Source organism: Streptomyces sp. NPDC002125 (assembly GCF_053593715.1).
Window position 1 is genome coordinate 115700 of the sequence record NZ_JBSFDD010000015.1, and the last position, 22804, is coordinate 138503.

18 protein-coding genes are annotated in these 22804 nt (G+C 71.5%); 11 read left to right on the plus strand and 7 right to left on the minus strand.

What is annotated here, in order from left to right; genetic code table 11:
- The first annotated feature begins 278 nt into the window (after positions 1–278).
- The 7 genes from ACWCQM_RS24570 to ACWCQM_RS24600 all read left to right on the plus strand — a co-directional run bounded on the left by ACWCQM_RS24570 (position 279) and on the right by ACWCQM_RS24600 (position 7630).
- Positions 279–3194: a Na+/H+ antiporter subunit A gene (locus ACWCQM_RS24570; RefSeq protein WP_450917301.1), complete on the plus strand. Its 2916-nt coding sequence runs from the start codon at positions 279–281 to the stop codon at positions 3192–3194.
- The gene (locus ACWCQM_RS24575) at positions 3191–3784 is read left to right on the plus strand and encodes a Na(+)/H(+) antiporter subunit C (protein WP_450917302.1); all 594 of its coding nucleotides are present in this window, start codon (positions 3191–3193) and stop codon (positions 3782–3784) included. Before ACWCQM_RS24570 ends, ACWCQM_RS24575 begins: the two co-directional genes overlap by 4 nt.
- Positions 3781–5430, plus strand: a complete 1650-nt coding sequence (locus ACWCQM_RS24580) for a Na+/H+ antiporter subunit D (RefSeq protein WP_450917303.1) — start codon at positions 3781–3783, stop codon at positions 5428–5430. The genes ACWCQM_RS24575 and ACWCQM_RS24580 overlap by 4 nt, the downstream gene beginning before the upstream one ends.
- Entirely contained in the window at positions 5427–6059 is a 633-nt protein-coding gene (locus ACWCQM_RS24585) for a Na+/H+ antiporter subunit E (RefSeq protein WP_450917304.1), read from the plus strand. Before ACWCQM_RS24580 ends, ACWCQM_RS24585 begins: the two co-directional genes overlap by 4 nt.
- On the plus strand, positions 6056–6379 hold the full coding sequence (locus tag ACWCQM_RS24590; protein ID WP_267080313.1) for an MrpF/PhaF family protein: 324 nt from the start codon (positions 6056–6058) through the stop codon (positions 6377–6379). Before ACWCQM_RS24585 ends, ACWCQM_RS24590 begins: the two co-directional genes overlap by 4 nt.
- Positions 6376–6777 carry a monovalent cation/H(+) antiporter subunit G gene (gene mnhG / locus ACWCQM_RS24595; RefSeq protein ID WP_450917305.1) on the plus strand — a complete coding sequence of 134 codons (402 nt, stop codon included), beginning with the start codon at positions 6376–6378 and terminating at the stop codon, positions 6775–6777. Before ACWCQM_RS24590 ends, mnhG begins: the two co-directional genes overlap by 4 nt.
- Positions 6778–6898: 121 nt before the next feature.
- Positions 6899–7630 carry a CDP-alcohol phosphatidyltransferase family protein gene (locus ACWCQM_RS24600; RefSeq protein WP_450917306.1) on the plus strand — a complete coding sequence of 244 codons (732 nt, stop codon included), beginning with the start codon at positions 6899–6901 and terminating at the stop codon, positions 7628–7630.
- Here ACWCQM_RS24600 and ACWCQM_RS24605 read toward each other — a convergent pair.
- Positions 7599–8048 carry an adenylyltransferase/cytidyltransferase family protein gene (locus ACWCQM_RS24605; RefSeq protein ID WP_073748274.1) on the minus strand — a complete coding sequence of 150 codons (450 nt, stop codon included), beginning with the start codon at positions 8046–8048 and terminating at the stop codon, positions 7599–7601. The two genes, ACWCQM_RS24600 and ACWCQM_RS24605, sit on opposite strands and share 32 nt — an antisense overlap.
- 166 nt (positions 8049–8214) lie before the next feature.
- Between ACWCQM_RS24605 and ACWCQM_RS24610 the strand changes: the two genes are divergently transcribed.
- The 3 genes from ACWCQM_RS24610 to ACWCQM_RS24620 are packed head-to-tail and all read left to right on the plus strand — an operon-like array spanning position 8215 to position 12385.
- Positions 8215–9459, plus strand: coding sequence for a glycosyltransferase (locus ACWCQM_RS24610; RefSeq protein WP_450917365.1), 1245 nt, complete (start codon positions 8215–8217; stop codon positions 9457–9459).
- Positions 9456–11144 carry a lipopolysaccharide biosynthesis protein gene (locus tag ACWCQM_RS24615; protein ID WP_450917307.1) on the plus strand — a complete coding sequence of 563 codons (1689 nt, stop codon included), beginning with the start codon at positions 9456–9458 and terminating at the stop codon, positions 11142–11144. The genes ACWCQM_RS24610 and ACWCQM_RS24615 overlap by 4 nt, the downstream gene beginning before the upstream one ends.
- Positions 11141–12385: a hypothetical protein gene (locus tag ACWCQM_RS24620; RefSeq protein WP_450917308.1), complete on the plus strand. Its 1245-nt coding sequence runs from the start codon at positions 11141–11143 to the stop codon at positions 12383–12385. The genes ACWCQM_RS24615 and ACWCQM_RS24620 overlap by 4 nt, the downstream gene beginning before the upstream one ends.
- Here the strand turns inward: ACWCQM_RS24620 and ACWCQM_RS24625 are convergent.
- Positions 12354–13895, minus strand: coding sequence for a hypothetical protein (locus ACWCQM_RS24625; RefSeq protein ID WP_450917309.1), 1542 nt, complete (start codon positions 13893–13895; stop codon positions 12354–12356). The two genes, ACWCQM_RS24620 and ACWCQM_RS24625, sit on opposite strands and share 32 nt — an antisense overlap.
- 108 nt (positions 13896–14003) lie before the next feature.
- Here ACWCQM_RS24625 and ACWCQM_RS24630 point away from each other — a divergent pair, with 108 nt between their 5' ends.
- Positions 14004–15167, plus strand: coding sequence for a glycosyltransferase (locus ACWCQM_RS24630; RefSeq protein ID WP_450917310.1), 1164 nt, complete (start codon positions 14004–14006; stop codon positions 15165–15167).
- Between the two features lie 12 nt (positions 15168–15179).
- On the opposite strand, the gene ACWCQM_RS24635 is transcribed toward ACWCQM_RS24630, so the two are convergent.
- Genes ACWCQM_RS24635 through gmd form a run of 5 tightly spaced genes read right to left on the minus strand, consistent with a single transcriptional unit; the run spans position 15180 to position 22744 of the window.
- The gene (locus ACWCQM_RS24635; RefSeq protein ID WP_450917311.1) at positions 15180–16007 is read right to left on the minus strand and encodes a glycosyltransferase family 2 protein; all 828 of its coding nucleotides are present in this window, start codon (positions 16005–16007) and stop codon (positions 15180–15182) included.
- On the minus strand, positions 16004–16705 hold the full coding sequence (locus ACWCQM_RS24640; protein ID WP_450917312.1) for a hypothetical protein: 702 nt from the start codon (positions 16703–16705) through the stop codon (positions 16004–16006). Before ACWCQM_RS24640 ends, ACWCQM_RS24635 begins: the two co-directional genes overlap by 4 nt.
- On the minus strand, positions 16702–18957 hold the full coding sequence (locus ACWCQM_RS24645; RefSeq protein WP_450917313.1) for a LamG-like jellyroll fold domain-containing protein: 2256 nt from the start codon (positions 18955–18957) through the stop codon (positions 16702–16704). Before ACWCQM_RS24645 ends, ACWCQM_RS24640 begins: the two co-directional genes overlap by 4 nt.
- The gene (locus ACWCQM_RS24650; RefSeq protein WP_450917314.1) at positions 18954–21734 is read right to left on the minus strand and encodes a LamG-like jellyroll fold domain-containing protein; all 2781 of its coding nucleotides are present in this window, start codon (positions 21732–21734) and stop codon (positions 18954–18956) included. The genes ACWCQM_RS24645 and ACWCQM_RS24650 overlap by 4 nt, the downstream gene beginning before the upstream one ends.
- On the minus strand, positions 21731–22744 hold the full coding sequence (gene gmd / locus ACWCQM_RS24655) for a GDP-mannose 4,6-dehydratase (protein ID WP_450917315.1): 1014 nt from the start codon (positions 22742–22744) through the stop codon (positions 21731–21733). The genes ACWCQM_RS24650 and gmd overlap by 4 nt, the downstream gene beginning before the upstream one ends.
- Between the last annotated feature and the right edge of the window lie 60 nt (positions 22745–22804).

Genomic DNA, 22804 nt, shown 5'->3' on the forward strand with positions numbered 1-22804 from the left:
TGCCCGACGAACCGTCACATCTGTCCCTGACCGCGGACCGGGTGCTCCGGCCGCGGGAGGGCGGCGCAGGGGCCGACGTTTTGGAAGAGCCCCATGTCATGCCGTGTGACCGCGCGCGATCGGGGCAGGCGGCGCACCATGACCACAGCGCGGCACGGGAGGACGCCCACCGGGGCTGACCGGAACCAGCGGGCGGGACGCCGCGCGGCGCGCCGTACGGGTGAACAGGGCCAGGGGATATATCTGTATTCGGTGCCCTTTGATCCGGATCCCCCGTCGTGATCGCGCTCATCCTCAGCCATTTCGTCCTGGCGGCGTGCGCGGCGCCGCTCGTACGGCGGCTCGGCAGGTACGCCTTCGCCGTGCTCGCGCTGCCCCCGGCGGCCACCACCGTGTGGGCGGTGTCCGAGTGGGACGTCACCGAGTCGGGCCGCGCGGTCACCTGGTCCTGGGAGTGGATCGGCACCTACGGCGTGTCGGTCGCCCTGCGCCTCGACGCGCTCGCCGAGCTGATGGTGCTGCTCGCGGCCGGGGTGGGCATGCTCGTCCTGCTGTACTGCGTGTCCTACTTCGGCGACGACGCACCCCAACTGGCCTCCTTCGCCGGGAACCTGCTGGCCTTCACCGGCGCCATGCTGGCCCTCGTCCTCGCCGACGACCTCATCACCCTCTACGTCTTCTGGGAACTGACCACCGTCTTCTCCTATCTGCTGATCGGCTACAGCAGCGAACACAAGAAGAACCGCCGTTCCGCACTCCAGGCGCTCACGGTCACCACGCTCGGCGGCCTGGCCATGCTGGTCGGCTTCCTGATCATCGGAGAGGCGGCGGGCACCTACCGGATCTCCGAGATCCTCGCCGACCCGCCGGAGACGACCCTCGCCCTGTCCGTGGCAGTCGTCCTCGTGCTCTGCGGGGCCCTGTCCAAGTCGGCGATCTGGCCCTTCAGCCTCTGGCTGCCGAACGCCATGGCCGCACCCACCCCGGTCAGCGCCTATCTGCACGCCGCCGCCATGGTCAAGGCCGGTGTCTACCTCATCGCGCGGCTGGCCCCCGCCTTCGCGGACGTACCCGTCTGGCGGCCGGTCGTCCTCGTGCTCGGCACCGCGACGATGATCCTCGGAGGCTGGCGCGCCCTGCGCCTGAACGACCTGAAACTCGTGCTCGCCTACGGCACCGTCAGCCAGCTCGGCTTCCTCACCGTCCTCGCCGGGGCCGGGAACCGGGATGCGGCACTGGCCGCCGCCGCGATGATCCTGGGGCACGCCCTCTTCAAGGCCGCGCTGTTCCTCGTCGTCGGCATCGTGGACCATTCCGCCGGCACGCGTGACCTGAGAAAACTCTCCGGCCTCGCCCGCAGCACGCCGTACGTCTGCGCGGTGGCCGTGCTGGCGGCGGCGTCCATGGCCGCCCTGCCGCCCCTGCTCGGATTCGCCGCCAAGGAGGCCGCGTTCCACGCGCTGCTCCACGGCGACCTCGTCGACCGCTGGGTGCTGGCCGGAACCGTCGTCGGCTCGGTGCTGACCGTCGCCTACACCCTGCGCTTCCTCTGGGGCGCCTTCGCCCGCAAGCCCGGCGTCGCCGACACCCCGGTCCACCCCGTCGGCGCCGCCATCCTGGCCCCGCCCGCCGTGCTCGCCGTCGCGGGCCTGGTCCTCGGCCCCGGCGTCGGCTGGACCGACCACCTCTTCGCCGCGTACGCCGACACCTTCCCCGCCCCCGCGCACCCCTTCCACCTCGCGCTCTGGCACGGCTTCGGGACCGCCCTGCTGCTGTCCGCCGTCACCTGGGCCGGAGGGGCGCTGCTCTTCGCGGGGCGCTCGGCGGTCACCCGGATCTCCCGGCGCGTGGCCTGGCCGACGGCGGACAGCGTCTTCGGGCACCTGCTGCTCGGCCTGGAACGCCTCGCCCTCCAGATCACCGGATTCGTCCAGCGCGGCTCGCTCTCCGGCTATCTGGCCATCACCCTGACGGTGATGCTGGCGGGCCAGCTGGCGGTCCTGGCCATGGACCGCCCGTGGGAGGGAGCGGTCGCCCCCCGGGTCTGGGACGTCCCGCTCCAGGGTGCGGTGGCCGTGCTGACCTGCGGCGCCGCCCTCTCCTGTCTGACCGTCAGCCGTCGCATGAAGGCCGTCGTCCTGGCGGGCCTGACCGGATACGGGGCCGCGCTCCTCTTCGTCGTGCAGGGCGCGCCCGACCTGGCGCTCACCCAGTTCTGCGTGGAGACCGTGTCGATGATCGTGTTCGTGCTGGTCCTGCGCCGGATGCCGGTGCGCTTCGAGGAGTCGATCGGCACCTGGCGCCGGGCCCTGCGTATCCCGGTGGCCCTGGGGGCGGCGGCGACGATCGGCGTGTCCGTGTGGGCGGCGGGCGCCGCGCGCATCGCCGAGCCCGCCGGCGCGGCGATGGTGGAGGAGGTCGCCCACCACGGCCTCAAGGACGTGGTGGCCACCATCCTGGTCGATCTTCGCGCCTGGGACACGCTGGGGGAGTCCGCCGTCCTGGCCGCGGCGGCGATCGGTGTCACCAGCCTGATCTATCTGCACCGCCGCAGCGAGACGTCCTTCAGCAGGGAGGAGCTTCGGGGGGAGACCGCCTGGGCGATGTCGGCCCACCGGCTCTCCGGCCTGCCGCAGGGCGACGACACCGCGCCCGAACGCAGCTGGCTGGCCGCCGGGTCCACGCTCGCGCCCGAGCACCGCTCCGTCGTCTTCGAGGTGGTGGGCCGGCTGCTCTTCCACCCCATCCTCGTGCTCTCCCTGTATCTGCTGTTCTGCGCGGAGAACATGCCGGGCGGCGGCTTCGTCGGAGGTCTCGTGGCCGGACTCGGCCTCATCACCCGCTATCTGGCGGGCGGAAGGTTCGAGCTGGCGGAGGCCGCGCCGCTGCAGCCCGGACTCTTCACCGGACTCGGACTGTTCGTGTCCACCGCGGTCGCCCTGGGAGGCCTCGCGGAGGGGACGGTGCTGCACGCCTGGACCTACCACGGGAAACTGCCCGTCTTCGGCGACTACCACCTGAGCACATCGGTCCTCTTCGACTTCGGCGTCTATCTGCTGGTGCTCGGAGTGGTCCTGGACATCGTGCGGGCGCTGGGCGCCAAGGTCGACCGTCAGATCGAACGGGCGGCGGGCGCGCTGGCCCCCGCGACGGGACCGGGGGCCGGCACGGGAACGGGGGAGCCGAACCGATGATCATGAGCGTCTCGCTCCTCGCCACCGCCGTCGTGCTCTGCGCGGTCGGCGGCATCCTCATGCTCACCCGACCGCTCACCCGCATCCTGCTCGGCGCGGTGATCGCGGGCAACGGCATCAATCTGCTGGTCCTCTCCGCGACCGGCTCGGCAGGAGCCGCACCCCTGCTCTACGGAGTGCCGCTGACCCGGATCACCGACCCGCTGCCCCAGGCCATCGCCCTCACCGCGATCGTCATCACCCTGGCCACCACGGCGTTCCTGCTCGCCATGGCCTACCGCAGCTACCAGCTGACCGGCACGGACGAGGTGCACGACGACCTGGAGGACCGGCGCATCTTCCTGCGCGCCGAGGTGCTGGGCAGACGCGCCGAACTCCGGGAGGAGTACCGGGCGGAGTCCGGCCGTACGCGCTCGGACCGGGCACGCTACCGGGCCGAACACCGCCGGCTGGCGGCCCGGCTGCGCGCCGACCGCGCCCTCCAGGCCCGGGGGCGGGACGCCAGTGGCGACCTCTGGCACGACGTGCTGGGCGCCGACCCCGAGGACTACGTGAACGACACCAACGACGACCGGGGAGCCGCCGGATGAACGCACTCGTTCCGCTGCCGGTCCTGCTGCCCCTCTGCGCCACCGGGCTGAGCCTCGCCTTCGGGACCCGGCTCGCGCGCTTCCAGCGCTTCATCAGCGTCGCCGTCCTGACCGCCGTGCTCGGGCTCTCGGTGGCCCTGATGATCGCCGCCGACCGGCACGGCCCCCTCTCCGTCCACCTCGGCGACTTCGCACCGCCGCTCGGCATCACGCTCGTCGCGGACCGGCTCTCCGGGCTGATGCTCACGGTGTCCTCCGCGGTCACCCTCTGCGTCCTGGTGTACTCGCTCGGCCAGGGCATGGCGGACCGGGACAAGGAGACGCCCGTCGCCGTCTTCCACCCCGCCTATCTCATCCTGGTCGCCGGGGTCTCCCTCACCTTCATCGCGGGCGACCTCGTCAATCTGTACGTCGGCTTCGAGATCATGCTGGTGGCCAGCTTCGTCCTGCTCACGCTCGGCGGTACCGGCCCCCGGATCCGTGCGGGTTCGACGTACGTGATCATCTCGCTGTTCTCCTCGATGCTGTTCCTGACGGCGATCGCCATGACCTACGCCGCCACGGGCACCACCAACTTCGCCCAGCTGGCCGTCCGGCTGCCCGATCTGCCCCTCGGTGTGCAGACCCTGGTGCAGGCCATGCTGCTGACCGTCTTCGCCATCAAGGCGGCCGTCTTCCCGCTGGCCGCCTGGCTCCCCGACTCCTACCCGACCGCGCCCGCGCCCGTCACCGCCGTCTTCGCCGGCCTGCTGACCAAGGTCGGCATCTACTGCATGCTCCGCACCGAGACGCTGCTCTTCCCCGGCAACCGACTCGGCGACCTGCTCATGGCCGTCGCCCTCGCCTCGATGATCGTGGGCATCCTCGGGGCCGTGGCCCAGACCGACCTGAAGCGGCTGTTCTCCTTCACCCTCATCAGCCACATCGGCTACATGGTCTTCGGTATCGGCCTCGCCACCCGTGAGGCGTACGGCGGCGCGATCTTCTACGTCGCCCACCACATCACCGTGCAGACCACGCTCTTCCTCGTCGCGGGGCTCATCGAACGCCGCGGCGGCACCAACGAGCTGACCCGGCTCGGCGGACTGGCCAGGGCGGCCCCTCTGCTCGCGGTCCTCTTCTTCCTGCCCGCGATGAACTTCGCGGGCATCCCCCCGCTCTCCGGCTTCATCGGGAAACTCGGGCTCATGCGGGCCGGTGTCGCCGACGGCAGCGCCTGGGCCTGGGTCCTCGTCGCGGGCGCGACCGTGACGAGCCTGCTCACCCTGTACGTGATGGCCAAGATCTGGAACCTCGCCTTCTGGCGCACCGAGCCGCCCGGCCAGGCCGCCTACGGCACCGTTCTGGAGACCGCCGACGAGACGGAGGACGACGACCCCGACACCGGCCCGGACCGCATCCCCGGCACGGGCGACGAGGGCGTGGGCGTGACCCCGGCCGGGCAGACCGTCACCGCCACCCTGCACGGGCGGGCCGTCACCACCACGGTCCACCCGCCCCGGCTCATGACCGCCGCCACCGCCGGCGCCGTCGCGCTCGGACTCGCCTTCACCGTCCTGGCCGGTCCGCTGACGGCGTTCACCGACCGTTCGGCGGCCGAGCTGATCGCGCGCCGGCCTTATGTGGAGGAGGTGCTCGGCCCGTGAGGCGCCTGATCACCCTGTCGTACCGCAACCCCCATCTGCCCCCGTACAGCGTCGAGTTCGCCGGGCGCAGGCGCCGCGTGCTCGATCTCCCGCTGATCGCCTGGCTCACCTTCATCTGGGTCCTGCTCTGGTCCACCCTGACCTGGGCCAACGTCGTCACCGGCGTGGTCGTCGCCATCGTCGTCTGCCTGGCGTTCCCACTGCCCCAGGTCGATCTGGGGCTGCGCCTGCACCCCTGGGGCATCCTGCTGCTCGCCGGCTATCTGCTGTACGACATGTACACCTCGGGGGTGAAGGTCACCCGGCAGATCTTCTCCGACCGGCCGCACCGGCCCGCCGTGATCGGCGTACCCCTGCGCTGCCGCACCGATCTGATGCTCGCCGCGACCGCCGTGACCGTGTCCAACGTGCCGGGCGGCTCGGTCGTCGAGGTGCGCAGGGCAACGGCCACGCTCTTCCTGCACGTCCTCGACGCGGACAGGCCGGCCGAGCTGGAGGCCGCCAGGCGCTCGGTCTGGAAGCTGGAGAAGCTGACCGTGCGGGCGTTCGGCACCGCGGAGGAGATCGCGCGGGTGGACGAGCCGCCGCCGCCGGTCCCCGGCTCCGACCACGCGGGGGAGGACGCATGAGCGGCCCCGAGACCGTCGACCGGGTGCTGATCACCGCCGCCGTCGTCCTTGTCGTCGTGGCGGGCGCACTGCTCTTCGTCCGGATCAGCCGCGGTCCCTCGATGCTCGACCGGGCCATCGGCCTCGACGTCTTCGCCGCCGTGATCATCGCGGGCCTGGGCGCCAAGTCCGCCTTCGCCCGGGACCCGTTCTACTTCCCGATCATGCTGGTGCTCGCGTTCCTCGGGTTCACGGGGTCGGTGGGCATCGCCCGCTTCATCGCCGTACGCGACAAGCCCCGGCCGCGCCGCAAGCCCCTGGGCAAGGAGGGACGGAAATGAGCGTCTGGCTCCAGATCACGGACACGGCCGGGGCGGTCCTCGTGTTCCTCGGCGCGGCGATCTGTCTGCTCGGGGTTGTCGGCATGCTGAAGCTGCCGGACGTCCTCTCGCGCAGCCACGCGGCGACCAAGCCGCAGACCCTCGGGCTGCTGCTGGTGCTGGCCGGGGTCGCGCTGCGGCTGCGCAGCGGGATGGACCTGGCGACGCTGGCACTCATCGGGTTCTTCCAGCTGATGACGGGCCCGGTCGCCGCCCATCTGGTGGCGCGCTCGGCGTACCGGACAGGTCAGATCGAGCGCGGCGAGCTGCTCTTCGACGACCTGGACGCACAGCTCACCCGGCCCGACGCGGAACGGGAAGGGGACGACGAGACGGGCACGGAGGGCGGGAGGAGCTGAGGGAGCGGCGGCTGGGCGGGGCTGCCGGGGTGTCACGGGCGCCCGCGTTCGCGTATCCCCCCCGCACGTCACATCGTTTCTGCGATGATGCGGCGGGGTACCAACGGGCGCTGGGGGGCGTATGTCGAGTACGGGTACGGTGCTGCGCGAACTGCGCGGGGCACAGAAGTCGTCCAAGGGTGTCTCGCTCTACTCGCGGTACGTGAACCGCCCGGCCGGGCGGCTGCTCGCGGCGGGTGCGTACCGTACAAGGCTGACGCCCAATCAAGTCACGCTGATCAGCGCGGCGTTCACTCTCGCCTCGATCGCCGCGGTGGCACTCGCGGAGCCGTCCTGGTGGCTCGGCGCCGCCGTCTGGGCGGGTCTGGCCGTCGGCTTCGCCTTCGACTCGGCCGACGGGCAGCTCGCGCGGCTGACCGGGCGGGGCGGGCCGGACGGTGAGTGGCTCGACCATGTGGTGGACTGCGCGAAGATGATCCTCGTCCACACGGCCGTGCTGGTCTGCTTCTACCGTTTCGGTGAACTGCCCGCAGACGGATGGCTGTTGCTCCCGCTCGGCTTTCTCTTCACCGCCGTGCTCACCTTCTGCGCCGGGCTCCTGCGCGAGCAGCTCGGAAAGGCGGCGGCCCGCACCGCTCCGGCCGCACCCGGCCCCGCGGCTCCGGTGTCCCGGCTGCGGGCCGTGGCCCTGCTGCCCGCGGACTACGGGGTCTTCTGCCTGGTCTTCCTGCTGCTCGGCGCACCCGGAGCCTTCCGCGCCGGGTACGCCGTGCTCGCGGTGGTGCACGCCGTGTTCCTCGTGGCGTTCCTGGCCAAGTGGTTCAGGGAGCTGAAAGCGCTCCGGGCCGGCTGACGAGCACGTCCAGCGCCCTGCGCAGCTGGGTGCTGGACGTGTGCACGGTGTACGGGAAGTAGACGACCTCCACCCCTACTTCGGCGAAGTCCCGCTCCAGGCGAAGGCCCTTCTCGGTGCCCCGCCAGTCGTCCCCCTTGAAGATGACGTCGAAGCGGACCTGCTGCCAGGTCTCCACCTTGTCCGGAACGGTCTCGACGAAGGCGGCGTCCACATGACGCACACTGCGCACGATCTCCAGCCGCTCGGGCAGCGGGATCACCGGCTTGTGGCCCTTGGCCAGGGCGGCCATCTCATCGGAGACGACCCCGGCCACCAGGTAGTCGCACTGGCTGCGCGCGTGCCGCAGGATGTTCAGGTGTCCGACATGGAACAAGTCGTACACCCCCGGCGCGTATCCGACTCTGTGCTGCACCATCCGTTCTCTCCCCCCACGGTGGAACTGGTGCAACGACCTTACTGTGAAGAACACTTGTGCATCCCGTGAACGGATAAGCTCGAAGAAGAGGCTGTTCCGGGGGGAAGGCGATCATCCGTTGTCCGCTGATGAGCATCAGAGACTGTTCGAGAACCGCAGACTTCTTGTGGTCTCCACGAACTACGCCCCGGAGGTGACGGGCATCGGCCCGTACGCCACGCAGCTCGCCGAGCACTTCGCGGCGGCGGGGGCCAGGACCGAGGTCCTGACCGGTATGCCGCACTACCCGGCCTGGCGCGTGGACGAGCGGTACAAGGGGGTGTGGCGCAGCCAGGAGAGCCGCGAGGGCGTGCGTGTGCACCGGAGGCGCCACTATGTACCGTCCCGTCAGACCGCCCTGCGCAGAGGGGGCTTCGAGGCCACGGTGCTCCTCCACGGCATCCTCGCCCCGCCCCCGGGGCGGCCCGACGCGGTGATCTCCCAGATGCCGAGCCTCGCGGGCGGTGTCATAGGCGCCCGGCTCGCACGCCGCCACCGCGTCCCTCACATACCCGTCGTCCAGGACCTGATGGGCGCGGCGGCCGCGCAGAGCGGAATCCGCGGCGGGGGCAGGGCGGCGGTCGTCGCCGCGAAGGCGGAGCGCCACGCCCTGCGCGACGCGGCCCTGGTCGGTGTGATCCACGAGAGCTTCGTGGAGGGCGTCACCGCTCTCGGTGTGGACCCCAAACGCATCCGTGTCGTCCCGAACTGGACTCATGTGCAAGGCCCTTCGGCCGACCGCGCCGCCACCCGCGCCCGGCTCGGATGGCGCGAGGGCATCCCGGTGGTGCTGCACTCCGGCAACATGGGCCTCAAGCAGGGCCTCGACGTCCTCGTCGGCCTCGCGCGGCTGGCCCCGGACATCCGGGTCGTCCTGATGGGCGACGGCAACCAGCGCGACGGACTGCGCGAGCTTGCCGGAGGGCTGCCCAACCTCGACTTCCTGCCGCCCGCGGACGCGGACGAGTTCACCGACGTGCTCGCCGCGGCGGATGTGCTCGCGGTGACCCAGCGGGCATCCGTGCTCGACATGAGCGTGCCGTCCAAGCTCACCTCGTACTTCGTCTCCGGACGCCCCGTCGTCGCCTCCGTGGCCGACGAGGGCGGCACGGCCGACGAGGTGCGCCGCTCGGGGGCGGGGGTGCTCGTGGCCCCCGAGGACCCGGCCGCGCTCCTCGCCGCCGTACGCGAACTGGCCGCCGATCCGGCGGCGGCGGACACGCTGGGCGCCCAGGGGCCGCGCTATGTCGCGGACCATCTGAGCCGGGAGGCAGGCCTCGCCCGCTTCGACGCCCTGCTCGCCGAGGCGCTCGACGACGCACGGGCCGGGGCCACGCGGGCCGGGGACACACAAGGGGGAGTACGCCGATGACACATCCGATCCGGGCCGTGGACGACCACGACGAACCGGCGCTGCTGCGTGACCAGTTCCGCCAACTCCTCCGCTACCGGGCCCTGCTCGCCGCGGGCGTCGTCGTAGGGCTGCTCGGCGGCGGGTTCCTCGCCCTGAGCGGCGACGACACCTACACCGCCACCGGTGAGGTGCAGGTGCGCTCCGCGACCGCCGACCCCTTCGCCACCGGTGCCTCCGCCGACAAGGGCATCAACATCGGCTCGGAGCGGCAGACCGCGGTCAGCGACACCGTGGGCGACCTGGCCGCCGGCACCCTGCTCAAGGAGGGTGACGACGTCACCGCCAGGAAGCTGCTGGCCGGACTCCAGGTCACCAACCCGCCCAACACGCTCACCCTGCGCTTCTCCTACACCGGAGCCTCCCCGGAACAGGCCCGCTCCCGCGCCGAAGCCCTGGCCAATGCCTACCTGGCGCACCGCAAGGCGCGCACCGAGGAGAGCATCGACAACATGGCGAACGGCTACCGCGCCCAGCTCGAACCACTGGAGGAGAAGCGCGACCTCCTGGAGGAGCGGGCCGGGGTCGACGGCGACGACGTCAGCAGCGCCCGCGCCAACATCATCGTCTCCATCTCCGAGCTCAGCCGGAAGATCTCCGAGCTCAAGGCGCTGGACACCACGCCCGGTTACCTCAACAAGAAGCCCGTGGCCCCCACCGAGCCCACCGGCGCCGGACTGCCCCTCCTCCTCGGGCTCGGAGCAGTCGTCGGGCTCGCGCTCGGGCTGCTGCTCTCCTGGGTGCGCCTCGTCTTCGACCCCGCCGTGCGCTCCCCGCGCGAGCTCGTCCGCTCCCTCGGCGGGCCGCTGCTCGGCACCCTGCCCAGGGAACGCGCGGCCGCGGGCACCCTGCTCGCCATCGGCCGCAGCGGTTCCCGGCTCGCCGAGGAGTACCGGGCGGTGGCCTTCCGGCTCGCCTACGACCCCTCGTTCGCCGAGCGCCGCCGGCTGCTGGTCACCGCGCCGCGCGGCGACAACTCCGAGGCGGCGGCCGCCGCGGTCAACCTGGCCGCCGCGTTCGCCGAGATGGGCCGCGACGTCCTGCTCGTCGAGGCCGATCTGCGCACCCCGTCGCTCGCCCGTGAGCTGGGCTCCTCCGCCCACGAGGTACGCCCGCCGCGCTGGGCCGCGGGCGAGGAGGGCGACGGCAGCTGGCCCACCGGTGCCCGCCACAACGTCGACGTGCCCGGCTCCGGCGCCTTCGCCCTGGTGGCCGGGGCCACCGCGGACAACGTGCCGCGCGCCCTGACCTCCGCCCCCGTCGCCCGCATCGTCGCCGAGGCCGACCGCCCCGGGGCCGTGGTGATCGTGCTCGCCCCGCCGGTGCTCTCCTACGCCGACGCGGTCGCCCTCGTCGACCGGGTCGAGGGCGTCATGATCGTCTGCGACCCCCGCGAGGTGCACCGCAGCGACCTGGAACGCATCCGCGAGATCATCAGCGCCTCGGGCGGCTCGGTGCTCGGCGCCCTGCTCCATCCCGGCCGGGGCAGGCTGCGCCGCGCGGACCGCCGCCACAAGTCCGCCCGGCGCCGCAACGGCGGCGGGTCCGGCACCCCGTCCGTCGAACCCGACGCGCCGGAGACCACCGGGGACCCGGCCGAGACCATGGGCCTGCGCTCCTTCACCCTTCCGGGAGCGCGCCGGTGAGAGCCCGTACCGCGATCCTCTGTTCGGTCGCGGACCAGGGCGTGGCCGCGCTCACCAACATCCTCGTGCTCGTGGCCGCCGCCCGGCTCTCCACCGTGGCCGACTTCGCCCGCTTCTCCGCGGTCTACCTCGTCTTCACCGTGCTTCTGGGTGTCTCCGGGGCGTACACGGGGCAGCCGCTGGTCCTGCGGCGCGGCGGCGGCGAGGCCACCCGGGGGGCCTGCCGCTCGGCCGTCGTGTTCACCGTGGGGGCGTCGGCCGCGCTCGGCGGGCTCATGGCCGTCGTCTGCCTGCTCGTCCCCGGGGACACCGCCCGGGCCCTGATGATGCTCGGCCTCGTCCTGCCCGTGGTGCTGGGGCAGGACGCCCTGCGCTACGCCTTCTCCACCCTCCAGCGGCCCCATCTGGCCCTGGGCTCCGACCTGGTGCGGCTGCTGTGCGTCCTCGGCGCCCTGTCCGTCCAGGTGTACGGGGCCGAGCCCGCCCGGCTGATCCTGGTCTGGGGGCTGTCCGCCCTGCCGGCCCTCCTGCTCTCCGCCGTCCTGCTGCACCGCGCCACCGCGGGGGCCCCGACGGCACTGCGCCCGATGCTGCGGCGCGGTCACCTCGGGCAGCGCTTCGTCGTCGAGTTCGGGGTGGGCAACGCGACCAGCCAGCTCTCCGTGCTCGGCCTCGGCGCCGTGGGCAACCCGCTCCTGGTCGGTGCCCTGCGCGGGGCGACCACCCTGTTCGGGCCGCTCAACGTGCTGTTCACCTCCGCCACCTCCTTCGGCCCGCCCCTGCTCGGCCGGATCGCCGACGAGCGGCGGCGGGTGCGGGCGACCGCGGGCCTCGCCGCCGTCCTCGCGGCCACCGCCGCCCTCTGGGCGACCGTGCTGGCCCTGCTGCCCGAACGGGCGGGACGCGAACTCCTCGGTGACACCTGGCCCACGGCGGCGGCGCTGCTCCCCGCGACCGGCAGCCAGTACGCCGCGATGGCCGCCGGCACCTGCGGACTGCTCGCCCTGCGCATGCTCGACCCGCGCACCACCCTGAGCATCCAGGTGGTGTTCTCGCTCACCGCCGTGGCGTTCATGGCGGGGGGTTACGCACTCGGAGGCGTCCCGGGGGCCGCATGGGGGCTGTTCCTCGGATCGCTCTGCAAGGCCGCCGCCACCTGGATCCGGGTGGCCCGGATCCGTCGCGGGAAGCCGGCGCCGGACGCCGCCGTCACCGCCGGCGCACTGCCCTCTGCTCCTTGAACGTGCTGATCAGCAGCAGACACAGCGCGGCGATGGCCAGCTTGCCCGCCGCCTGGAGCAGCGGACCGCGCAGCAGGATGAAGGTGTATCCGGCGATCAGCGGTGCGGCGATGGCCAGCACACTTCCGGGGCCGGGTCCCGCCCGGGTGACGGCCAGCGCGTACCGGCGGTCGGTGCGTGCCACCGCGTAACCGATCAGTGCGAGCCCGCCGATCACCCCGGACGCACCGAAGTCGACCCAGAACTCGGTCCACAGCGGGGCTGAGAGGTTGGTCATCCGCAGACCCATCCACTGCCCGACCCGGACCCCGGTGTCCTCCGGCTTCCCGCTCCACGCCGCGCGCGGCACGAAGAACAGCGCGGAGCCCGTCAGCTGGCGACCGTAGGTGTGGCCCCGGGTGTCGACCCACGAGATGCTGTTGGCGAACATCACCATCTGGTCGTAGTCCTTGGTCACCAGCGGCTCGAAGACCGAGGCCGACTGCGCGGGCCGCTGTCCTGCGTCGTCGTACCGGAACTTGTCGGCGTACGGGAACACCACCAGTGCCCCCACCACCCCCGTCGCCAGCACGATGCGGTAGATCGCCGCACTGCTCGGGAAGGCGGTGAACACGAAGGCCAGCAGCACCGTCAGGAACCAGTAACGGGCATTGGAGACGGGGTTGTTCACCACCAGGTTCAGCGCCACCAGCGCCACCCACACGAGCACCGTCGACGGGGTGCGCCGGGCCCGGTAGGAGGTTGCCAGACGGCGGGTGTAGAAGAGCAGGGCCAGCAGCGCCGGGACCTGGCCGAAGCCCTTGACGAACGCCGAGCCGACATTGGACCCTTCCGAGACCACACCGCTCGCCGCGACGGTCTCGTTGATCTCCTGCCGGCTGGAGAAGAAGACCGAGGGCCCGCCGAGCTTCAGCACATAGAACGCGCTCGCCGCGAACGCCAGCAGCACCAGCAGTCGCAGCCGCAGCGGATGCGCCACGGCCGGTCCACCGCCCGGGCTCCGCGTGGAGGGTGTACGTCGCCGCAGCGGTCTCCGCGAGGCCAGCAGTGCCCCCAGGTCGAAGGCGGCACACCCCACCAGGACCATCGCGATGGCCGTGACCAGGTCCTGGCGCGGCCCCACCATCGGTGTCGGCGTCTGCCCGATCACCACCTGGGCGAACGGCGCCACGCCCATCGCGATGTACACGAACATCCAGAAGACACCCTGGAGCAGCCGCCGCCGGGTGGAGAGGATCATCGTCGCCAACCGGGCCCCCGCATAGCAGGTCAGCACCAGCTGGAGCCAGTACGCGGTGTCCCGGACCTCACTGCCGGGCTGGGCGGCGATCACCGCGGGCAGGAAGCACACCAGGCCGAGGACGAGTGGCACGGACAGGGCCCGCGACAGCATCGACCAGGCGATCGGCCGCTCGGGCGGCTCCGGGAGGCCGTCGCGGCCCGGTGGCCACTCCGGGGTCGCGATAGAGCGGGCGGCCTGCTCCTGCGCCGATGTGTGCACCGACGTCATGCGCCCCCCCGGGATCAGTGAACCGCTGAACACTCTAACGAATCACCCCACCTGAGGGGGCGTGATGACTAGTCTGTGAAGTATTGGCCGCAGTTGAGGGGAACTCTGGTGAAAATCCTGCATGTTGTCACGCTCCACACTCCGGACCATGCCTTCGGCGGGCCGACCCGGGTGGCGTTCAACCTCTCCAAGGTCCAGCGGTCGAACGGCGACGACGCACGCGTCATGGCCCTCGGCGACGGCTTCCCCGACGGTGAACTGCCCAGCCATGTGGAAGGTGTTCCCGTCCACCTGTTCCAGGCGCGGCACCTGCTCCCGATGTTCGAGGTCAGTGGCATCACCTCCGCCGCGCTCCTGCGCACCGCACGCCGCATGATGCGCGGCGCCGACCTCGTGCACGTCCATCTGATGCGGGACCTGGTGACCCTGCCGGCCGCGCTCCTCGCGCTCGCGACCCGTACACCCCTGGTCGTCCAGACCCACGGCATGATCGACCCCACCGAGAAGAAGGTCGCCCAGCTCACCGACGTCCTCGGGGTCCGCAAGGTGCTGCGCGAGGCTGACGCCGTCCTGCACCTCACCGAGATGGAGCGGGTCGATGTGAACGCCGTCGCCGCTCCCGTACCGCTCACCCGTACCGTACGGCTGGTCAACGGTGTCCGCCGGCAGGAGCGCAAGCCCGCCCGCGACCCCGGCCGCCCGCCGACCGTGCTGTACCTCGCCCGCATTCAGGAGCGGAAGCGGCCCGAGGACTTCATCGCCGCGATGCCGCACGTCCTCGCCCACCACCCGGACGCCCGGTTCGTGCTGGCCGGCCCCGACACGGGCGCGCTGGCCGGCACCCTCGCCCTCGCCCGGAAGCTGGGCGTCACGGACTCCCTCGACCATGTGGGCCCGCTGGAGCACGACGAGGTCCTCGCCGCCGGGCGCGAGGCCGATGTGTACGTGCTGCCGGCGATCGAGGAGCCGTTCCCGGTCTCGGTCCTGGAGGCGATGTCGGTCGGCACCCCGGTCGTCATCACCCGCACCTGTGGGCAGGGCCCCGATGTGTCGGGGGCCGGTGCGGGCCGGGTCATCGACAGCCGGGTCGGCGAGGACGCGGCGAACGCCCGCAAGGTCGCCGACGCGATCCTGGAGCTGCTGGAGCCGGAGGCAGCCGAACAGGCGGGCAAGGCCGCCTGGCAGCTGGTCAACGACCAGTTCACCATCGAGGCCGTCACCGCCACCCTCCGGCGGACCTACGAGGACGTGGTCCGCCGAAGGAGAGGGTGAGACCTCGGCCGGTCAGCCTCCGGGTTTCTCACGGGACTTGAGCGCGATCTGCCACCGGTAGAAGCTCATCGCGAGGGCGAAGTCCAGGCCCGCCCGCCCGTCGAGGAAGCCCCGCCGGTAGACGTACATGTAGGCGAAGGACACCAGCGGCTTGAACGGCGCCTTGTGGAAGAGCTGCCCCTGACGGGACTTCACCTTCCGCACCTGCTCCTTGACATCGGGGTGGTGCTCCAGCCACGCCTCCCAGTCCGAGTAGCGGTTGTGGCGCTCGAACCAGGCGGTGACGGGGTCGAGGTCCTGGTGCTCGATGGGATTGCTCAGCGCCTCGGCCGTCGCGGCGACCGGCTGGTAGTGCCCCTCCACCTCCCCGATGCCGGGCGCCGCGAGGTCGCCGACCTCCGGGTAGTAGCACCTGGTCCGGTCGGTCAGGGAACGCTTGCGGATGGTGTAGCCGTGCCGGAGCCGCTTCCCCGAGAACCAGTAGCCCAGCGGGATGTCGTACGCCGCCGGCTTCGGGCTCTCCGGGTCGGCGAACGTCCGCCGCAGTTCCGCGAGCAGCCCCGGACTGAGCCGCTCGTCGCCGTCGAGCAGCAGGATCCAGTCCAGGTCGGTGCGGACGTTCTCCAGGCACCACTGCTTCTTGCGCGGATGTCCTCCGTCCCAGGTGTACGTGACCACCTCGGCCCCGCACTCCTCGGCGATCTTCGCCGTGTCGTCGGTGCTGTGGGAGTCCACCACGACGACCGCCTCGAAGTGGCCCAGGACCGACTTCACCGCCTCGGCGATGTTCAGGCCCTCGTTCTTCGTGGGGATCGCCACGGCGATGGGCAGCTTGCTCATCCGTTGTCTCCTTGCGGCAGCCAGGCGTAGCAGCCTGTGGAGGTGAAGGTGCGGGCGGAGTCGCCGATGGTGATCTCCACCTGCTTTCCGGCGCCGGAGGAGCCCGCTTCCAGCTCCTTGCCCCGTGCCCCCGCCACCTGCCAGCTGCAGGCCTCGGTGGGGGAGGGCGCCCGGTAGCGTCCGGGGCGCAGGGCGGCGCCCTTGTGCGTGCCGTCGGCGTAACCGAGAGCGGCCTCGTCGATCACGTCCTGGTGCTGGGGGCACAGGTGTGCCACGGCGGGTCCGGCGTCCGTGACCTCACCGGAGACGACCGCGGCGACGGCGATGTCCCGGTCGGCCTTGACGAGATAGCGCAGCCGGTCGCAGGTCTCCTGCCCGGTCTGGAGCACCGCGGCCGGGTCCATCCCCTTGGGCACGCGGTCGGTCAGATACTCCCTCTGCTTCTTGGTGAAGGACCCGGTGGCCGGGGTGATGTCCCCGGCGGGGGCCTTCGGCGTACTGCTGGGCTTCGCGGCCTGCGAGCCGGACGGGGAGGCCGTGGGCCCGGCGACGGAGGGCGGGGCGGAGGCCGCAGCGGACGGCGTGCCACCCGCTGCGGCCTTCCCGCCCCCGTCGCCGGACCCGCCGGACGAACCGCAGGCGGCCAGCACCGCCGTCGCGAGAGCGACGGCGGTGCCGGCCAGGAACGGATACCTCATCCACCCGTCCTCAGGGCGTAGTGCGCGCTGACCGTGGAAGCGCTCAGCGCGGTCGGATAGACGGCGGTCTCGTCGATCTGACCGGCGAAGAAGTTGCTGGTCGGGCGGTTGGCCCAGTTGGCCAGGTTGTCGCCGCCGACCCGCCAGTAGCCCGGGTAGTTCTCGTTGGAGGTGTAGAGGAGATTCGCCGCGCGGAGCTGCCCGTCGACGTACAGGGCCACCCCGCCCGGGCCCTGGGTGGCGACGACGTGGTGCCACGCGCCGTCGTTGTAGGTCCCCGTCGTGGTCACGGTGCGACGGCCGCCGCTGTAGACGCCGAAGACCAGCCGCCCCTCGTTAGTCATGTACACGTGCTTGTCGAAGCGGGTGCTGTTCTGCATGGACAGGTTGCCGAACCCGATGATCTTCCCGCCCCGGGTCGTGGTGGTCTTGATCCAGGTCTCCACGGTGAAGCGGGTGGGCTGGGCGTGGCGTTTGTTGCTGTACGCGTACTCGCTCGCGCCGTCGAAGCCGATCGCGGTCGAGTCGCCCGCGATCGCCGCCGGGGTCTGCTGGTAAGCGGGCCCGTTGCGCAGGAAGCCGTTGTTCAGCCCGTCCGTGGTGTCGGCCGCGAAGGTCGAAGTCCCCTCGTCGTACCGCCAGTAGAGCGAGGCGCCGTCCGACAGCACCCGTGCCGGATAGCCCTGCGTCGACGCCGCCACGGTCGCCGACTGGGCCGGGGACTTGGCACTGGTGTTGGTGCCGTCGCTCGCGGTGATGCGGTACGAGTGCGTCTCGCCCACCGCCACGTCGGTGTCCGTCCACTTCAGCTGCGGACGGTCCCAGAACAGCGAGTACCCGGTGGTGGTGTGGACGGGTGTGCTCGCCCCGTCCTTGTAGATGCGGTAGGTCAGCTCACCGTCGTCGGTGTCGAAGCTGGTCTGCCACTGGACGTCGATCTGCCCCGGGGTGACTGTGGAGAGGCTGACGTTGGGCACCCAAGGGGTCCCGGTGTCCGGGCCGTCGGCGAACCGGGTCAGGCCCTGCTGGCCGCCGCCGTTGACGGTGGTGAACTCCCCGCCGACCCAGAGGTAGTGATGTCCGCCCTTGTCCGTCTGCGTCATCACCCGGGGCCCGACGGGCTCACCGATGCCGTCGTTGGTGTCCGGGAACCAGGGCAGGAGCGTCGGGTCGTCGACGGACTGGGCCAGCAGGTGCCTGCGCGGCTGGTCGGCGAACCCGCCCATGCTGGAGCAGTCGTGGGCGTGGCTTCCGCTGTACAGCACGCCCGAATGGACCAGGACGGCCTGGGTCGCGCCCAGGCAGGTGTCGCGCCAGCGCTGCTGGTAGTCGTCGAGGTCGATGGCGATCCGGCCGTCGAACACCCCGCCGCCGGTACCCTCGTTGGCGGTGTAGAGCCCGGTGGCGTCCGTCGTGAGGTCCTGCACCGTCGAGGTGTCGGGGATGAAGCCCGGGTAGCTCTTGGTGAGCGCGCCCGTGGTGGCGTCCACCACCGCGAGGGCGTGCGAGGTGGTGCCGTTGACGTTGAAGAAGTCACCGCCGAGCGCCACGTGCTGACCGTCGGGGGTCACCTCGACCGCCCGCGCCACCTCGTCGGCGTTCGCCGTCCACGGCAGGAGGTCCGCACCCGTGGTGACGGCGGCGAAGCTGTTCCTCGTCTGGCCGCCCACACTGGTGAAGTCACCACCCAGATAGACGGTGTCCGCGGTCGCGTCCAGCGCCCGCACCGTCGCCGACACCGCGATCTTGAAGTCCTGGCGCGGGGTGCAGGTCGCGGTGTCGACGGCCGCGATGTTGCTGACGCCCACCCCGTTCACCGCGCCGAACTGCCCGCCCGCGTACAGCGTCTCCCCGTCGGGGGAGAGCGCGAGGGCCCGTACGGTCGCCGTGCCCGAGGACAGGGTGAACGACAGGCTGCAGTCCGTCGGCGCGCCCGTCGCCGCGTCGAACGCGGCGAAGTTCACCGCCGGCTGCTCCGATGTGCCCGCCGCCGCGTCCGGAGGGCGGATGGTGGAGAAGGTACCGCCGGCGTAGACGGTGCCCTCCGTCGCGGCCATCGACCACACAATGCCGTTGGTCTGCCAGGTGGTGAGGTCGTCCGCGGTGAGGGCCACCGGCGGTGTCAGAGCCGCCGCCGGGGAGGCCCCGGCCGCTGTCGCGGTCAGGGCTCCGGCGAACAGGCAGAGCGCGGCGGACGCGGCCCGCACACGGCCTTGTCCCCTCTGTCTCCGCCCCGTACTTCCGTTCATCATTCATCTCCGAAGGTGAGGACGAGCTGCGGCCGGTAGGCCGCCGTTGCCTCGCTCGACCAGATGCGGAGACTGTCCGTCCCGCTGCTGGTCAGGGCGAGTGAGGTGGCGGAGCCGAGGGCTCCGCCGAGTGCGGACGCGTTCAGTTCCGCCGAATAGCCGGTGGAGACGGAAGCGGCGCCGGTGATGGTCCCCAGCACGGTCGTGGAGAGCGACGGCCGGGTGTTGTAGGTGACCGACGATTCGGTCCACGCGCCGGTGACCGGCACGATGCTGTGGCTCTCGGCCGAACCCGCCGTCGAGTCCGACGACGTCCGGAAGGCGAGCCGCGCGCTCCTGAGCACCTGGCCGGCCGGGGCGGACGGCAGGGTGAAGCGCAGATAGCCGACATAGGCCGTGGTGCCCCGGGAGGCGAGCTGGCTGTCGTTGTAGTTCGTGTTCGCCGCCACGCTGTTGACGTAGGCGTCCTCGTCCGGGGTGACGGTGACGGTGCTGTCGCCGGGCCCGGGCGGGGTGCCGGCCAGCTCGTGGTGGACCGCCACCTGTGCGGCGGTCAGCGCCGAGGGGTAGACCGCGGTCTCGTCGACCTGCCCGGCGAAGTAGTCGCTCGTGGGCCGGTTCGGCCAGGCGTTGTTCATGGCGTCACCGCCCACCCGCCAGAACCCGTTGTACGAGCGGTTGCCGCTCGCCTGGTTGCTGCCGACCGCCTCCCCGTCGACGTACAGCACCATCCCCGACGCGCCCTGCGTGGCCACCGCGTGGTGCCAGGCGCCGTCGTTGTAGGAACCGGCCGACGTGATGGTGGGGCGGGTGCTGCCGCTCTGGACCCCGAAGGCGAGCCGGCCGTCGTTCGTCAGGTACACGAGCTTGTCGCTGACGCTGCTCGTGTGGCCGCGCGCGGTGCCGATGTTGTTGCCGTATCCGATGATGCGCCCGCCGGTCGTCGACGTGGTGCGGAACCACGTCTCGACCGAGTACGGCGTGGGCGAGGTGTAGCGGTGCAGCCGGTCGCTGTAGACGTACTCGTCCGTGCCGTTGAGGGAGAGCGCGGCCGAGCCGGCCACGGCGGACGGCGTGGCACGGTAGGACGGCGCGTTCATGTACACACCGCCGTTGTCGCTCGAAGAGGCGTCCGCGGCGAAGGCGCCGCCCGCCTCGTCGTAGCGCCAGTACAGGTCGGCCCCGTCGGCGAGCACCTTCTCCTGGTAGGGGGAGGCGGAGGACGCGGCCGTCGCCGAGACGGCGGCGGACAGTCCGCTGGTGTTGGTGCCGTCGCTCGCCGTGATCCGGTAGCTGTACGTGCGTCCCGCCACCACGTTCCGGTCGGTGAAGGTCAGCTGCGGCCTGCTGAAGAACAGCGAGGAGCCCGTCGTCGTGTACACCGGCGCCGAGCCGCCGTCACGGTAGACCCGGTACGTCAGCAGGCTGTCGTCCAGGTCCAGACTGCTGCGCCAGCTGACCTTGACCTCACCGGCCCTCGGCGCGGACACGCTCACCGCCGGAGCCGTGGGTGCCCCGGTGTCCGGGGTGTTCGCGAACCGGGTCAGCGCCTGCTGCCCGACCCCGTTGACCGTGGTGAACTCGCCGCCCACCCAGAGGAAGTCCCGGCCGCCGCGCGAGGAGACCGTCAGCGCGCGGGGCCCGACCGGCTCACCGATGCCGTCGTTGGTGTCCGGCAGCCAGCCCAGCAGATCAGGATCGTCGACGGACTGCGCCGTCAGATGCTTGCGGACCTGGTTGGGGAAGCCGCCCATGGTCGAGCAGTCGTGCACATGGCTGCCCGCGTACAGCACGCCCTTGTGGACCCGGACCGCCTGGGTCGCGCCCTGGCAGGTGTCCCGCCACCGCTGTCCGAAGCCGTCGAGCTCCATGGCGAGCCGGCCGTCGAAGGAGGCGCCGCCGGCGCCCTCGCCCGCCGCGTACCAGCCTTCGGACTCCGCGTCGGTGACGATGTCCTTGATGACGGCGGAGGACGGGATGAAGGTGGCGCCGTAGGCGTGGGTGACCGCGCCGGTGGAACGGCTGGTGACCGCGAGCGCGTGTGAGGCGGTCCCGCCGACGGTGAAGAAGTCGCCGCCGATCAGGACGCTCTCCCCGTCCGGGGTGACCTTCAGGGTGCGGCCGGTTTCGTCGGCGTCCGGATTCCAGCCGGTCAGCGCGCCGGACGCGGTGACCGCGCCGAAGAAGCGTCTTGCCGTGCCGTTGACCGTCTGGAAGTCGCCGCCCGCGTAGACCGTGCCGTCCGCCGCGACGTCGAGGGCGCGCACCGTCGCACCGAACTGCGGGGCGAAGCCTGGACGGGGCCGGCAGGTCGCCGTGTCGATCGCGGTCAGGCCGTTGGCGGCCTGCCCGTTCACCGCGTTGAAGTAACCGCCCACGTAGAGCGTGGACTTGTCGGGGGAGACCGCGAGGGCCCGGACCGTGGCGGTGCCGTTGCTCCGGGTGAAGGAGAGCGAACAGCCGGTGGGGGCACCGGTGGACGCGTCGAAGGCGGCGAAGTTCACGGCGGGCGTGGTGTTGCTCCCGGCGGGCGAGCCGGCCGGCCGGATGCCGGAGAAGGTGCCGCCCGCGTAGACCACACCACCGGCCTCGGCGAGCGTCCACACGATGCCGTTGGTCTGGTAGGTGGACAGGGCGTCGGCGGTGAAGCCGACCGGTGGGGTGAGCGCGGCGGCCGGGGGAGCGGTGACCGACGAGGTCCCGAGCGCGCCCGCCGTGAGCGCCATGATCGAGGCGAGGACACCGCCCCGGGTGCGTCTGAGACGTCTTGGCCCTCTCATCGGTCCACCCTGACCGCGGACCCCGTGAGCTGGTCGTTCAGCAGCCGGATGTCCGCGTCCACCATGATCCGGGCCAGCTCGCGCGACTTCACCTCCGGCTTCCAGCCGAGGAGTTCCTCCGCCTTGGACGCGTCACCGATCAGCGCGTCGACCTCGCTGGGACGCTCGTACTTGGGGTCGTAGCGGACATGCTCCGCCCAGTCGAGGCCCGCGTGCTCGAAGGCGTACTCCAGGAACTGCCGGACGCTGACCCCTTCGCCCGTGGCCACGACGTAGTCGTCCGGGGTGTCGCACTGGAGCATCCGCCACATCGCCTCCACGTACTCCGGGGCGTAACCCCAGTCGCGTACGGCGTCGAGGTTGCCCAGGTGCAGCCGGTCCTGGAGGCCCGCCTTGATCCTCGCCACCCCACGCGTGATCTTGCGGGTCACGAAGGTCTCGCCGCGGCGCGGGGACTCGTGGTTGAACAGGATGCCGTTGGTGGCGAACATCCCGTACGCCTCACGGTAGTTGACCGTCGCCCAGTACGAGTAGACCTTGGCCACGCTGTACGGGCTGCGCGGGTGGAACGGGGTCTTCTCGTTCTGCGGGGGCGGGCTCGCGCCGAACATCTCGGACGACGACGCCTGGTAGACCCGGGTGTCGATGCCGCTCGCGCGGACCGCCTCCAGCAGCCGCACGGTGCCGAGCCCGGTGACGTCACCGGTGTAGAGCGGGGCGTCGAAGGACACCCGGACATGGGACTGGGCGCCCAGGTTGTAGACCTCGTCGGGCTGGATGTCGCGCAGCAGGTTCACCAGTGCGACACCGTCGGAGAGGTCGGCGTGATGGAGCACGAAGGAACGATTCGCTTCCTCGGGCCCCTGGTAGATGTGATCGATCCGCTCGGTGTTGAAACTCGACGAACGGCGTATCAGTCCGTGGACCGTGTACCCCTTCTCGAGCAGCAGCTCCGACAGATACGAGCCGTCCTGTCCGGTCACACCCGTGATGAGCGCGGTCTTTGCCATGACTCCCCCCTCTGTGATCGCCCCAAGGGCGTTCTGGTTCACCGAAATATCTGGTTCTGA